Origin of the sequence: Enterococcus sp. DIV1726a (assembly GCF_051710985.1) — a bacterium.
Lineage (GTDB): Bacteria > Bacillota > Bacilli > Lactobacillales > Enterococcaceae > Enterococcus_B > Enterococcus_B hirae.
The window spans coordinates 1-14,871 of record NZ_JBIOLS010000001.1 but is presented as its reverse complement, the minus strand read 5'-3'; the positions used below and the strand labels follow the sequence as shown (position 1 = coordinate 14,871).

Here is a 14,871-nt window from a genome sequence, read left to right as displayed (position 1 = left end):
CGAAATCAATAAAAGAGACAGTCAATACCAAGAATAAGTACAAAAAATACATATGTAGATTCATCAAAATCTTAAACTAGCAAAAACTTTGAGAACGAAGATCCCTTGATAAAATGAAACAACTATAAAAAGTATATCAGTCAAGTGATCCTTTACGCTAGTACCAAACTAGCTATATGTTCAATAGGTTTTGTCATAATCGAAAAAGAAAAAAAAGGAAACTTTTTTTATTTTTTCCTATTTTTTCATTTTTGATAAAAAATAGATCACTTATGATTATTTAATACTATATACTATTGATTGTGCTAGAATTCATTACAGAAAACGTTTTCTAGTCCGCACAAAAAATTTTAGGAGGAAATGTGTTACGAAAAAAATGAAACTCGTTGCTATTTTATTGTCTTGTCTGTCTTTACTTGGATCTGTAGTACCAGGAGTAACACAAATCGTTGATGCAGCTGAGAAAACCGCTAGTGTACCAGCTGAAAACCATTTTCAACTAGATAAAGTCACGATTGTCGAATCCAATGAATTATACAAAAATTTTGTGCAAGAAGTGAATCGTCCAGAGATCAAACAACAGTTAATGAATCAGCCAGACTCAGCAGAAACAAAAGCTTTGATCCAGTCTCTTATCTTAAAATATGATGGCGCTGAAGTCCACTATGCTTATGGTGACAATACGTTCGCACGAGGACTTTACGATACTACCGGGTGGTCAGAAAAATTTGTGAATGGTGGTATCAACGATTATGCCACTAGTAAGACAGGATTAGCTAATTTAAGAGACTATTTAGGTTTTTGTTCTGTTGGTTTAGCAGTAAATGGTGCGGGTTATGGTGCTGTAATTGGTGGTGTGATTGGAGCTGTAGTTGGGACAATTATTGGTGCTGCAGTATTAGCCAAACGTTGCGATCAAGGTCAAAGTGATGTAAAAACAATGATTAGTAAAAATAGATCAAATGGAGGAGTGCGGATGACTTTAACAGCAGAATTTCCGATTTGCAGTTTAACGTCACAAACGCAGTGTAGTATATGAGACTGGGAACTTTATTAATTTATTCAACAATCCTTGTGATGATATTACTATTTTTGAAATATCGCAAGAAAAAATAATCTAAGCTTAAAGAGTCTAGGGCATGAACAAAAAAATCTGGTTAATATCCCACTTTTTTGATCTAGGGTATTAAAAAGCACATAATCTTGTAAGAATAAAGTAGCTAAAATCAATCGAAAAGAAAGTATGCTTTCTATACCATCCTATCAAATATCTTTACCATTAAATGAAGAAAATCAGCCGGATTTTGACATGATTCATCAAAATCCGGCTGATTTTCTTTTTGAAAAGAACTCTCAATCTCTGCGATCATTTCTCAACAAGTCCTATTACAAAACCTCAAGAGACTGCTAACAGAAATGATTGGTGAGGTGGCTATTCTGCTACCACATGCACTTTGATCGTTGCAGTCACTTCATGATGCAATTTGACTGGTACGTTCGTGTAGCCTAACGTACGGATTGGATTATTCAATTCGATTTTACGTTTATCTAGTTTTACTTTGTATTGTTTGTTCAATCCTTCAGCAATTTGTTTTGAAGGGATTGAACCGAATAAACGTCCATCTTCACCCGCTTTGGCTTTCAGTTCGACAACCGTTTCTTCTTTTTCTAAAAATCCTTTTAGTTCTTTTGCTTCTTCTAAAATTTCAGCTTCTTGTTTTTCTTGTGCCTTTTTTTGTCCAGCTAATTGGCTAATACTACTTTTATTTGCTTCTTTTGCCAGATTATTTTTTAATAGGAAATTTTGTGCGTAACCATTCGGTACTTCTTTAACATCACCTTTTTTTCCTTTACCTTTTACATCTTGTAAGAAAATGACTTTCATATCCATTACTCCTTATCATATAATTGATTCCTATTTTCTTTGATTGCAGCAAGTAAACGCTGTTTGGTTTCTTCTACTGTGACACCTTCCAATTGGGTCGCTGCATTGGTGAAATGACCGCCGCCGCCAAGAGACTCCATGATCACTTGAACATTGATCGTGCCCGAACTACGAGCACTGATCCCGACTAGCCCGTCCGTTCGTTTCGTGATGACAAAAGCCCCATTGATATTGATCATTGATAAGAGGGTGTCTGCCGTTTTCGCAGCGATCACACTATTATATTCCTTTTCATCTGTCCCAGCTGCTACGACAATATCTGAAGTTACATATTCGCTCTGTGCAATCAAATGGCTGATTTCCAAATAGGTTGCTAAATCTGAACTCAATAAATATTGTACTAGGGAAGCATCCGCACTACAAGACCTTAAATAACTTGCTACATCAAAAGTTCGTGCCGTTGTGCGTACATTAAAACTGTTCGTATCAACAGTCATGCCTGCCAATAACAACGTCGCTTCAAAACGATCTAAGCGATTCGTGCGATTGCTTTGATACTGAATTAGTTCTGTCACTAACTCTGAAGCAGAAGAAGCAGAAGATTCGATATACGTCAACAGCGGCTTACTTGGGAACTCCTCCCCACGTCGATGATGATCAATAATAACGATCTTATCAAATTGCTCATATAGGCTCTGAGAGATCGATAGCGAGGGTTTGTGGTAATCTACCATAACTAGCAGGTCTTCTTCTTTTTTAAGCTCCATCGCTTTTTTGGGCGAAATCAGCTGTGCTTCTAGTTCAGGGTGTTTATGAATTTCCTCTAAACATCGTTCTACGTCTGGAATAATCTCGTTTTCATCAAGTACGATATACGCTTTTTTTTGATTGAAACGAGCTAAGCAACTTACCCCAAATGCTGAACCAATGGCATCCATATCGGGGAATTTATGCCCCATGATAAATACATCGCCAGTTTCAGTAAAAATCTTACGAAGTGCAGTACTCATCGCTCGTGAACGTACACGGGTTCGTTTGACTGACTTAGCTGATTTTCCTCCATAGTAAACAGGTTTTGCTCCCTCACGTAGTTCTTTCACGACAACTTGGTCGCCACCTCGAACTAGAGCAATGTCCAAATTATTTTGGGCTTCTCCCCCAATTTCATCTAACGAATCTTGACCGTAAGCAATCCCCATACTTAGAGTAATTGGCAAATTTTGTCGCTCTGCTTCTGCACGTAAACGATCCAACAGATCAAATTTTTTGTCCATCATTTTTTTCAAATCAATCATTTGTGCGACAAAGAAAAAGCGTTCTGCAGTGATCCGCTTAAAAAAGACATGGTATTCATTCATCCAATCAGACACCATTGTAGTCACAAACGAATTGAGATAAGAAATTTCTTTGTCATCTAACTTATCGATAGCATCTGCATAATTATCAATTGATAAGATACCAATCACTGGTTGGCTGTTGGTTTGATGGAGCTTCAACAATTGATTTTGGGTGATATCGTTGAAATAAACGACCCCCTTTACTGTATCCATTTCAAATTGAAAGGTTCGATCTGCTAAATATACTTGTTTTTTCTTTTTCTCTTTTGCCGAAAAAAAAGCATCTAATAGTTCTTCTTCTGTTAAGCTGCTTTGATCTTTGATTTTTAAGGCGAGTGGGTTCAACCATTCAATTTTTTGGCTTGTTGGTTGGTACGCAATCACTCCTACTGGCATCACTTCGGAGACATAAGCAAGATTGTTCTCAGCCACCGTTGAGGCTTGTTGGATTTTTTCACGATTTTTTATCATTAGCCATCGTTTTAATTTCAACCAATAACGTAAGCCAAAAAGGTTCATCAAAAGCACAACCAAAGCGCTAACAAAACGAAATGGCATAAATAATACAACCAGTACTTCAAGCAATAAAAATAAAAAAATGAAGAGAGGTCTAGGGGTTAAGTTTTCTTTTTCTTTTTCTTTTTCCATCTTCTTCCTCCCATAGTTGATTAGTTTAATTTTACCATAACTTCCCGTATTCAAGCGACTAAACAAATGCTTGATTATTTAACTGAAAATACTTTTCACTGTATTAAAAAAAATGGTAGAATAACTTGTTTTCAACCTTGAAATGACAGTTATCATCTAACCTCAAACCGAAATAAAGCAAATTATTACTACTTTGAATGTTCAAAGGAGCAATTTATAAAAGGCAAAGGAGCATTATATGAATAAAATGAACAAATTAAGCTTCCATCATATCGGTAAACCAATCGATCTGGAAGAAATCAAAGATCATCCAGAAACAAAGTATAGTCCTTTATTCGATATGTACTCACTGGATGTGAAAAATTCTTTATCTATGCCAATCGAACTCCATGCCTTTGGTCCCGATTGTCGTATTGATCCAATCATTCAAAAAGAAGCTCATGTTGCTTTTACAGTCGATAACATTGAGCTAGCATTGAAAGGACAAGAAATCATCATGCCTCTTTATCAACCTTTCGCTGGCTACCGTTGTGCAATGATCTTAGTCAATCAGCAACCGATCGAGTTGATTGAGAGCAGCTTGTCGGAAAGTCAGATTTGGGGAGATGGAATTTTTAAAGATAGTATTCTTTATCCCCAATCCTAAACGAAAATCGTGGATGCTTTTCTCTATGATTCTTCTAAGTATAGATGACACTCTTTTTTTTTGATAATAAAACATCTAAACATTCATTCTCAAAAAGTAAAAAACGAGGGAACGGTAGTAAAACCATTTCCTCGTTTCATTATTTCAATTAATCTTCACTTACGAAAGGTAGTAAGCCCATGATACGTGCGCGTTTGATAGCAACAGTAATTTTACGTTGGTTTTTAGCGCCTGTACCTGTTACACGACGTGGCAAGATTTTTCCACGTTCTGAGATAAATCTTTTTAGTAATTCAATATCTTTATAATCGATATATTCAATATGGTTAGCAGCAATATAGTCTACTTTACGACGTTTACGTCCGCCTCTTCTTTGTTGTGCCATTCTATTTCCCTCCTATCAAATTCGTTTAGAATGGTAAATCATCGTCTGAAATGTCGATCGTTGAACTTGAACCAAATGGATCAGAATTGTCACGATCAAAATCAGGCATACCGTTGGATGATTGAGATGTTTGATTATAGTTATTACTTCCGCCAAAATCATTTGTCGATTGACCAGAGCTTTGGTAACCGCCAGTTTGTTGACGATTTTCAGATGCAGCACGACTTTCCAATAATTGGAAGTTTTCAGCAACTACTTCTGTTACGTATACACGTTGTCCTTGCTGATTATCATAAGAACGAGTTTGGATACGTCCAGTAACTCCTAAAAGAGTCCCCTTACGAGCATAGTTTGCTAATGTCTCTGCTGATTTACGCCAAATCACACAATTAATAAAGTCAGCCTCACGATTGCCGTTTTGGCTAGTAAAATTACGATTAACAGCTAAAGTAAACGTTGCTACTGCAGTGCCACTTGATGTATATCGTAAATCCGGATCTTTAGTTAGACGTCCAACTAGTACAACATTATTAATCAAAAGATTCATCTCCTCTCATCGTTGTTCTATTGTTCCACATGAAACAATAAATTATGCTTCTTCTTTCACGATCATGTGACGAATGATATCGTCGTTGATTTTAGCAAGACGGTCAAATTCATTGACAGCAGTTGCAGATGATGGAGAAGACACTTTAACGATGTGATAGATACCTTCACGGTAACCGTTCATTTCATACGCTAAACGGCGTTTTTCCCAATCTTTAGATTCGATAACTTCAGCTCCGTTATCTTTCAAGATTGCATCGAAACGTTCGATTAAAGCAGTTTTTGCTTCTTCATCAATGTTTGGACGAATAATGTACATGATTTCATATTTCGTATTTTCCATTGATTTTCACCTCCCTATGGACTTTCGGCTCTTAGATTCCCAAGAGCAAGGAGAGTTTTCTAATAAATTAGACTACTCACAATCTTTAATTATACACGTATAGAGTGAAAAAAGCAATAAGCTGAAGGGAAAATAGTGTAGAAAGAAGTTTTTAATAAAATGCTTTACTAAATGACTGCCGAAAGTTCTCTTTTTGAATCTCTTGAAAAACACGATCTCCTACAATAACAAAGTATAAAAACTACAAGAGCTATTCGTAGGTGGATTCTTTTTTATGTTGCAAAAGAATCCATGAACATAAAACAATAATAAGCCACAACTTCCGATAATCATTGTGTATCGGAGGTTGTGGCTTATTTTTACAAGCTTCCCATCGCTGAGACAAGCCCTGTTTTTTGACTATTCTTCTGTTTTATCTATTGTGGTATCTTCCACGGTCTCTGTTGGTGTCTCAGTTTCTTCTGTGCTTTCTGGCTCGACGGCCGCCATTGTCACAACCTTCGTATCAGCTTCCATTTTGATCAAACGTACGCCAAGTGTAGCACGTCCAGTTTGAGAAACAGTTGAGACATTGAAACGAATAATAACGCCTTTATCTGTGATCAGCATGATATCTTCTGTTCCAACAATCGTGGCTAGTCCAGCTAATGGACCATTTTTTTCAGTGATATTGGCTGTTTTGATCCCTTTACCGCCGCGACCTTTCACTGGATACTCTTTCACTTTCGTTCGTTTACCATAGCCTTTTTCAGTAATGATCAAGACTTCATGATTTTCATTCATCAAGGCAGCACCAATCACATAATCGTCTTCTCTTAAACGAATACCTCGAACTCCTGACGCTGTCCGTCCCATGTCCCGAACAGCTCCTTCCGCAAACGTTACCGAATAACCATCATGTGTACCAATGATAATGTTTGATTGACCATCTGTTAACAACACGTTGACTAATTCATCGTCTTCTTTTAAGCCAATCGCAATCAATCCATTACTGCGGATATTCGCAAAAGCAGTTACGGTGGTCCGTTTCACCGTTCCTTGACGAGTAGTGAAGAAGAGGTAATGTCCTTCTTGAGCTTCACCGGTGACTGCAATAATTGCTTGAATTTTTTCACTTGAATCGATCCCTAACAAGTTAATGATCGGGATTCCTTTCGCAGTTCGACCATATTCTGGAATTTCATATCCTTTGGCACGATAGACTTTCCCGTTATTGGTAAAGAACAGCAAGGTGTCATGTGTCGAACAAGAGACAAGGTTTTTGACGAAGTCATCGTTATGCACGCCCATTCCTTGTACACCACGTCCACCACGACGTTGTGCTCTAAATTCATTGTTCGCTAAACGTTTGATATACCCATTGTTCGTGAGTGTAATAACGATTTCTTCTTCTTCGATCAAGTCTTCATCTTCAAGACTTAAAACTTCACCCACTAGTAATTCTGTACGACGTTTGTCACCAAAACGTTGGTTTAATTCTGCTAACTCTGTTTTGATGATTTCGGTCACACGTTCTGGACGAGCAAGAATATCCGTTAAATCTTCGATCAATCGTAATAATTCTTGGTATTCATTTTCGATTTTCTCACGTTCTAAACCAGTTAGACGACGTAAACGCATATCTAAGATCGCTTGTGCTTGTCGATCAGATAATTCAAAACGATCAATCATCGTTGTTTTTGCTTCATCGTCAGATTTAGACCCACGGATAATTGCAATGATTTCATCAATATGGTCCAATGCGATCCGTAAACCTTCTAAAATGTGAGCTCGTGCTTCTGCCTTTTCTTTTTCAAAAATCGTTCGGCGAGTGATCACTTCACGCTGATGCTCTACATAGTTTTCAAGTATTTGTTTAAGACTCAGTACTTTAGGAACGCCTTTTTCAATGGCCAGCATATTGAAACCAAATGAATTTTGTAATGAAGTCAACTTATACAGGTTATTTAAAATAACCGAAGCACTTGCATCACGGCGGATATCGATAACGATCCGCATTCCTTCACGGGAAGACTCATCACGCAAATCCGTAATTCCTTCAATCCGTTTATCGCGGTGTAATTCAGAGATTCGTTCGATCAATTTTGCTTTATTGACCATATAAGGAAGTTCCGTTACGATAATTCGTTCTTTGCCATTAGGCATCTCCGTGATTTCTACTTTTGCTCGAACAGTTATTGAGCCTTTCCCCGTTTCGTAAGCACGGCGAATACCTGATTTACCCATCACGAGACCACCGGTTGGAAAATCGGGACCAGGTAAAACTTCCATCAATTCATTGGTTGTTACTTCTGGATTTTCCATCAATAGATCGATCGCTGCTACTACCTCAGATAAATTATGAGGGGGGATATTCGTCGCCATACCAACTGCGATCCCTGTTGTTCCGTTAACTAGCAGATTAGGAAAGCGTGCTGGAAGTACGACTGGTTCCCTTTCTGTATCGTCATAGTTACTTTGGAAATCTACAGTATTTTTATTGATATCCCGTAGCATCTCCGTGGCAATTTTACTCATACGTGCTTCGGTGTACCGCATCGCAGCTGCTCCATCACCATCGACAGAACCAAAGTTACCATGTCCATCCACTAGCATGTACCGATAACTAAATGGTTGTGCCATCCGTACCATGGATTCATAAATAGCACTGTCTCCATGGGGGTGATACTTACCCATAACATCCCCAACGATTCTGGCAGATTTTTTATGGGCTTTATCTGGGGTCACACCCAATTCGTTCATCCCGTATAAAATACGGCGATGAACAGGTTTTAACCCATCTCGAACATCCGGTAGTGCACGAGCAACAATAACACTCATCGCATAATCGATGAAGGAGTCTTTCATTTCGCTAGTTAGATTGACATCATGGATGTTCTCTCTGATTTCTTCACTCATCTTTTTTCCTCCTTCATGACTAAATATCTAAGTTTTTCACATAATGGGCATTTTCTTCAATGAATGCACGACGAGGTTCCACTCGATCACCCATTAACATTTCAAAAATTTGATCAGCTGCGATAGCATCATCCACACTAACACGAGCCATCATACGATTGCTAGGGTCCATCGTTGTTTCCCATAGTTGATGGTCATCCATTTCACCTAACCCTTTGTATCGTTGAACACTTGGTTTTGGTGTAGCTGGTAGAGAAGCAACTACTTGTTTCAAATCTTCTTCAGCGTTTTTACCGGGTTGTACATACGTGATTTTTTTCCCTTGTTTTACCCCGTATAGCGGCGGTTGTGCAATATAAACATATCCCGCTTCAACAATTGGGCGCATATAACGATAAAACAAGGTTAAGAGCAATGTTCGAATATGGGCACCATCGACATCGGCATCCGTCATAATCACTAATTTGTGGTAACGAGCTTTGGAAACATCGAAGTCTTCACCGAATCCTGTTCCCATAGCGGTAAATAAAGAGCGGATTTCTTCATTGGCTAGAATTTTATCCATACTTGCTTTTTCAACATTTAAGATTTTCCCACGAATCGGTAAAATTGCTTGAAATTCACGATTTCGCCCTTGTTTTGCTGAACCGCCGGCAGAATCTCCTTCGACGATGAACAATTCGCATTTTTCTGGATCATTACTTGAGCAATCCGCCAGTTTACCAGGCAAATTACTGATTTCTAATGCGCCTTTTCTTCTGGTTACTTCACGGGCACGTTTCGCTGCTAGACGTGCTTTAGAAGCCAACAATCCTTTTTCAATGATTTGTCGTCCAACACTTGGATTTTCTAACAAGAATTTCATGAAATGCTCGCTAAACAGACGATCTGTTACTGTCCGAACTTCAGAATTACCTAATTTTGTTTTGGTTTGCCCTTCAAATTGTGGATCTGGGTGTTTGATCGAAATTACTGCGGTCAGTCCTTCCCGCACATCTTCACCAGTTAAGTTATCATCATTTTCTTTCATCAATTTTTGTTTACGTGCATAGTCATTGATCACACGTGTCAACGCTGTCTTGAAGCCAGATTCATGCGTACCACCTTCATAAGTATGGATATTATTTGCAAAACTCATGATGTTGGAGTGGTAACCATCGGTATATTGCATGGAAACTTCTACCGTGATGTCTTGTTGTTCTCCTTCTAAATAAACTGGCTCTGGAAAAATGACCGTTTTATTTGCATTCAAATATTCCACATAGCTCTTGATCCCACCGTCATAATGGTACTCTTTTACTACTGGAGATTCTTCTCTCTTATCTTCAATCGAGATCTTCATTCCCCGGTTCAAGAATGCTAATTCGCGGATACGGGTCGCTAGCTTATTAAAATCAAAAACTGTTGTTTCCGTAAAGATTTCTGGATCTGGTATAAAATGAACAGTTGTCCCGTTTCGATCGGTTTGTTCAATAATCTTCAGATCATCGACAACAGCACCACGACGATATTCCTGATAGTACACATTTCCATCTTTGTAGACTTTTACATCAAGCTGAGTGGAGAGCGCATTTACAACCGAAGAACCTACCCCGTGAAGACCACCAGATACTTTATAACCGCCTCCGCCGAATTTCCCACCAGCATGGAGTACCGTAAACACCGTTTCTACCGCTGGACGACCAGTTTTGGCTTGGATATCAACGGGGATACCTCGGCCATCATCGATGACAGTAATACTGTTATCTTTTTCAATTATTACTTGGATTTTCGTCGCAAATCCTGCTAGGACTTCATCGATAGAGTTATCAACGATTTCCCATACTAAGTGATGTAATCCTTCCGAACTTGTGGAGCCGATATACATACCAGGACGTTTTCGAACGGCTTCAAGTCCTTCAAGAACTTGGATCTGACTGGCATCATATTCTTTTGCACGTTCTACTAAACTTTTTTCATCTGTCATTTAGCCTTCTTCTCCTTTTATTTCCCCTTGCTGAACATAAAAAATCTCTGGTTCAACAGTCATTTTGTTTTTTACATGATCAAGTGTCGTTGTTGTTAAGAAAGTCTGTACCTTTCCTTCAATCGTTTCTAGTAAATGTAGTTGGCGATTATCATCTAGCTCACTCATTACATCATCAAGTAAAAGAATTGGATACTCCCCAGTTTCTTCTTTGATCAAATCAATTTCAGCCAACTTAACACTTAAAGCAGTGGTCCGCTGCTGTCCTTGAGAACCATACGTTTGCACGTTTTTTTGATTGACGAAAAAAGAAAGATCATCACGATGTGGTCCAATTGTCGTTGTTCCGCGAAACATATCTTTCTTTTTGTTTTGATTCAACAATTCTAAAAATTGTGTTTGGATCTCTTCTTGTGTTTGTGTACTTAAAGAAGAAAACGAGGTGACATATTCAATCTCTAATTGCTCTTTTTGATGGGTGATTTGTTGGTGCAATGTATTTGCCCAAAATTCCAGTCGTCGAACAAACTGTGCACGTGCTTTCAATACTTTACTTCCAAATTCAGCTAACTGTTCAGATAAAATATCTAAATAAAGTAAATCTGTTTGTTTTTTTTCATTCAGTTGTTTCAAATATTGATTTCTTTGTTTTAGGATACCTTGATATTGAACCAAATCGTAAAGATAGATCGGATTGATCTGTCCTAACTCCATATCAAGAAATTTTCGCCTGATCTGCGGACTACCCTTTACTAATGAAAGGTCTTCAGGTGCAAATAAAATGACATTTAATTGACCAACATAGCTACTTAATTTTTTTTGTTCGATATGATTGATCTTTGTTTTGCGTCCCTTTTTTGAAAGAAGGATCTCCAAAGGAATCTTAGAGGTTCCTTTTGTCACTTCGCCCTGGATCAGTGCTTGCTCGCCTTGCCATCCGATCAATTCTTGCTCACTGCTGGTACGGTGACTTCTCGTCATAGCCAAAACATAAATACTTTCCAAAAGATTCGTCTTACCTTGGGCATTTTCTCCTAAAAAAATGACAAGGTTTTTAGTAAACGTAATCTTTAATTCCTGATAGTTTCGATAATTTTTTAGATACAGCTTATTCAGCCTCATTATCGTTTATTCCTTTTTTTACCATAAAAAAAGTTCCCACTTCTGGAACTTCAACCATCATGCCGGGATAAAGTTTTCGTCCACGACGATTCTCTGGTTCGCCGTCTACCAAGACAGTGTTTTCAGCTAAATACCATTTTGCTTGTCCACCACTGCTAATTACTGTGACTTCTTTTAGCATTTGACCCAACGTCATAAATTCTGTTTTTAGAATGACTTGTTGTTTCAATGTTCATCCCTCATTTTCATTAATAAATGTATACTCTATTATACCTTTTTTTAGGCAATAAAACAAATTTATCCATATATTTTTCCATATAAGACGATTTAAGCGAAAAAAGGTGTTTTAAACAAAAATAAACAAAAAGCCTTAAAAGTGATTTTATGGCTTTTTGTTTATTTTTTGTTTTTTTCATTACTTTTTCAAAATGATATACAGATTAGTTCGTACGTACTGGTGTGATTAACTGGATAAATTGAACACCATCTTCTGTTGGTTCTAATGTAAACGGACGAATAGAAGAAATAAATTTCACTTTGATACTCATATCACCAAACGCACGTAACGCAGCTTTCATGTAATCAGGGTTAAAGGAAATATCCAAAGGATCCCCACTACTTGCCACATAATTCAGACTTTCTTCTACTTTTCCGATTTCAGGTGAGTTTCCATATAGAATCACCGCATCTGATTGGATGGATAAACGAACGATATTATTACGTCCTTCATGAGAAAGTAATGAGGCACGTTCAATCGCTGCAAGGAAACTTGGAACAGAAAATTCTACTTCTGTGTTGAAGCTTGAAGGAATCAACCGATTCGTATCGGGGTAGTTTCCTTCCAACAGACGGGAATAAAAATACATGTTTTCTGTTTTAAAGAGTACTTGGTTTTCCATGATACTGATCTCAACGATTTCTTCTTCATTTGTCAATGAACGAGATAATTCAGTCAGACTTTTACCAGGAATCACGATATCAAAATGATCAGCTGCTTGTTCAACTGGAATCACTCGTTGGCTTAGACGGTGGGAGTCAGTTGCGACAGCCAAAAGAGAATTTCCTTCTAAAATAAAATGGACCCCTGTTAGAATTGGACGACTTTCATGTTGTGAGACAGCGAATACTGTTTCATTGATCAATTTCGTTAAGACATGTACCGGTAATTTCATTTGATTATGGCTTTCAACGACAGGTAAATGAGGGTAATTGTCTGCATCTAACCCATTGACTAAGAAGTTGGCTTTTCCTGAAGTAATGGCTACTTGTTTATTCTCTAAGACTTCAAGAGTAAAGGTGTCTTCTGGTAAGCGACGGATAATTTCACTAAAGAAACGAGCTTGTAACACAATTGCTCCAGTTGATTCAATTTGCATTTGGGCTTTTTCATTTTCAACAGATAAAAAAGTTTCAATAGAAATATCTGCATTACTCCCAGTTAGCGTTAATCCTTCTTGAGTCAAAGTAATTTTGACTCCAGTCAAGATTGGAATAGTGGTTTTACTTGAAATAGCACGTTGAACAGTTTGCAATTCTTGCATAAAACTTGCTCGATTTAAAGTTACTTTCATGTTGTGTCTCCTTTAAGCGTTTATTTATTATTAGTTAATATATAAATAATAAAAGTATTAGGTACTGTTGATTCTGTGGAAAACTAAAAAAATGCAAGAAATAAAAGAAAAAACAGCTGTGGAAAATCTGTGTATAACTTTTAGGCTTTTTTTGATTTTATCCACAAAGCGTTTTTTCGTTTTTCAAAGTTAATTTAATAAGAAATTTTTGATTTCGGATACTTCATTTTGCATGCTGACACTTGATTCCATTAATTGCTGGATTTTTTCGTGAGCATGAATCACTGTTGTATGGTCTTTCCCACCAAATTCAGCACCAATTTTTGGTAAAGAACTATCCGTTAGCTCTCTTGCTAAGTACATAGCGATTTGTCTCGGTACAACGATTGATTTGACACGTTTTTTTCCTTTTAGGTCTTTTAACTGAATATGATAATATTTCGCGACTTCTTCTTGGATCTGTAAGATAGATAATTGCGGATGACCTTTACCAGATTTTAGTGTTTTCAGTGCATCTGCAGCTAAACTAGTTGAGATATCTTCACTATTCATCGCAGCAAATGCTTGAACGCGAACGAGTGCTCCTTCTAATTCACGGATGTTTGAATCAATTTGTCCGGCAATGTAACTCAAGGTATCATCGGGTATTTCCAAACGTTCGGCTGCTGCTTTTTTACGTAAAATCGCAGTTCTCGTTTCTAAATCGGGTGGTGTGATATCAACTGACAATCCCCACGCAAAACGAGAAACCAAACGTTCTTGTAATTTTGGAATCTCATTTGGTAAACGATCACTCGTCAATACAATTTGTTTTCCTTCATTGTAGAGTGCATTGAAAGTATGGAAAAATTCTTCCTGTGTTGCTTCTTTTTCAGCAAAGAATTGAATATCATCGACCAACAAAAGATCGACGTTTCGGTATTCTTGGCGAAATTCCTCTGCAGTTTTGTTTTGGATCGAGTTGATAAAGTCATTGGCAAATGTTTCACTACTAACGTATTTGACCTTTGCATCAGGCTCGCTTAACAACATTTGATGTCCGATAGCATGCATCAAATGGGTTTTACCGAGGCCGACACCACCATAAAAGAACAAAGGATTATAAATGGAACCAGGGTCTTCTGCAACGACTAAAGCTGCCGCATGAGCCATTTGGTTTCCTTTACCGATAACGAAGGTATCAAATGTATATTTTGGGTTCAACATCGCCTTCTTTATTGGATTTGCAACAGGTATTTTAGGACTTTTGATTTCTTCGACGACTTCTTGCTCCACCTCTTCACCAGTTACAAACCTTGGAATGATCTCTTTTCCAGTTAGCATGTAACCAACTTCAACAATTTTGGTTGTTAGATTCTTTTCCCAATATTCTTTATGAATTTTACTTGGTACTTCGACGACTAATTGACTCTGATCCAATGAACGTGGATGAGCGGTTTCGATCCAAGTATTATAGCTCGCAGGTGAGAGATCCTTTTGATAAGTTGTTTTTAATTCGTTCCATAAAGCATCGAGGGATACCAT

13 protein-coding genes are annotated in these 14,871 nt (G+C 37.6%); 2 read left to right on the top strand and 11 right to left on the bottom strand.

The annotated features are described in order from the left end of the window. The first annotated feature begins 376 nt into the window (after window positions 1–376). Window positions 377–1,039, top strand: a complete 663-nt coding sequence (locus tag IGJ27_RS00065; protein WP_256733890.1) for a glycine zipper family protein — start codon at window positions 377–379, stop codon at window positions 1,037–1,039. Window positions 1,040–1,432: 393 nt separating this feature from the next. Here IGJ27_RS00065 and rplI read toward each other — a convergent pair whose 3' ends face one another. Together rplI and IGJ27_RS00055 are read right to left on the bottom strand one after the other, a co-directional pair. Beyond that, complete coding sequence (rplI, locus tag IGJ27_RS00060) at window positions 1,433–1,885, bottom strand: 50S ribosomal protein L9 (RefSeq protein WP_010720494.1); 453 nt, start codon at window positions 1,883–1,885, stop codon at window positions 1,433–1,435. Window positions 1,886–1,890: 5 nt separating this feature from the next. Further along, window positions 1,891–3,870 (bottom strand): DHH family phosphoesterase, encoded by a 1,980-nt coding sequence (locus IGJ27_RS00055; protein ID WP_081115160.1) that lies wholly within the window; start codon window positions 3,868–3,870, stop codon window positions 1,891–1,893. Between the two features lie 238 nt (window positions 3,871–4,108). Here IGJ27_RS00055 and IGJ27_RS00050 point away from each other — a divergent pair, with 238 nt between their 5' ends. Further along, window positions 4,109–4,516 (top strand): hypothetical protein, encoded by a 408-nt coding sequence (locus IGJ27_RS00050; protein ID WP_178306283.1) that lies wholly within the window; start codon window positions 4,109–4,111, stop codon window positions 4,514–4,516. A 148-nt stretch (window positions 4,517–4,664) separates the two neighbouring features. Here IGJ27_RS00050 and rpsR read toward each other — a convergent pair whose 3' ends face one another. From rpsR to dnaA, 9 genes are all read right to left on the bottom strand, one after another. Next, complete coding sequence (gene rpsR / locus IGJ27_RS00045; protein WP_002288370.1) at window positions 4,665–4,901, bottom strand: 30S ribosomal protein S18; 237 nt, start codon at window positions 4,899–4,901, stop codon at window positions 4,665–4,667. Window positions 4,902–4,926: 25 nt separating this feature from the next. After that, on the bottom strand, window positions 4,927–5,439 hold the full coding sequence (ssb, locus tag IGJ27_RS00040) for a single-stranded DNA-binding protein (RefSeq protein WP_010720497.1): 513 nt from the start codon (window positions 5,437–5,439) through the stop codon (window positions 4,927–4,929). 51 nt (window positions 5,440–5,490) lie between these two features. Beyond that, complete coding sequence (gene rpsF / locus IGJ27_RS00035) at window positions 5,491–5,790, bottom strand: 30S ribosomal protein S6 (RefSeq protein WP_010720498.1); 300 nt, start codon at window positions 5,788–5,790, stop codon at window positions 5,491–5,493. Window positions 5,791–6,189: 399 nt separating this feature from the next. Further along, complete coding sequence (gene gyrA, locus IGJ27_RS00030; RefSeq protein WP_010720499.1) at window positions 6,190–8,688, bottom strand: DNA gyrase subunit A; 2,499 nt, start codon at window positions 8,686–8,688, stop codon at window positions 6,190–6,192. Window positions 8,689–8,707: 19 nt separating this feature from the next. After that, the gene (gyrB, locus tag IGJ27_RS00025; protein ID WP_010736776.1) at window positions 8,708–10,654 is read right to left on the bottom strand and encodes a DNA topoisomerase (ATP-hydrolyzing) subunit B; all 1,947 of its coding nucleotides are present in this window, start codon (window positions 10,652–10,654) and stop codon (window positions 8,708–8,710) included. Then, on the bottom strand, window positions 10,655–11,776 hold the full coding sequence (gene recF, locus IGJ27_RS00020) for a DNA replication/repair protein RecF (RefSeq protein ID WP_034697664.1): 1,122 nt from the start codon (window positions 11,774–11,776) through the stop codon (window positions 10,655–10,657). Then, window positions 11,763–12,005: a S4 domain-containing protein YaaA gene (gene yaaA, locus IGJ27_RS00015; RefSeq protein WP_010720502.1), complete on the bottom strand. Its 243-nt coding sequence runs from the start codon at window positions 12,003–12,005 to the stop codon at window positions 11,763–11,765. The genes recF and yaaA overlap by 14 nt, the downstream gene beginning before the upstream one ends. A 211-nt stretch (window positions 12,006–12,216) precedes the next feature. After that, window positions 12,217–13,347, bottom strand: a complete 1,131-nt coding sequence (gene dnaN / locus IGJ27_RS00010) for a DNA polymerase III subunit beta (RefSeq protein WP_010720503.1) — start codon at window positions 13,345–13,347, stop codon at window positions 12,217–12,219. 189 nt (window positions 13,348–13,536) lie between these two features. After that, window positions 13,537–14,871, bottom strand: a 1,335-nt coding sequence (gene dnaA, locus IGJ27_RS00005; RefSeq protein WP_010720504.1) for a chromosomal replication initiator protein DnaA, incomplete at its 5' end; no start/stop codon positions are given.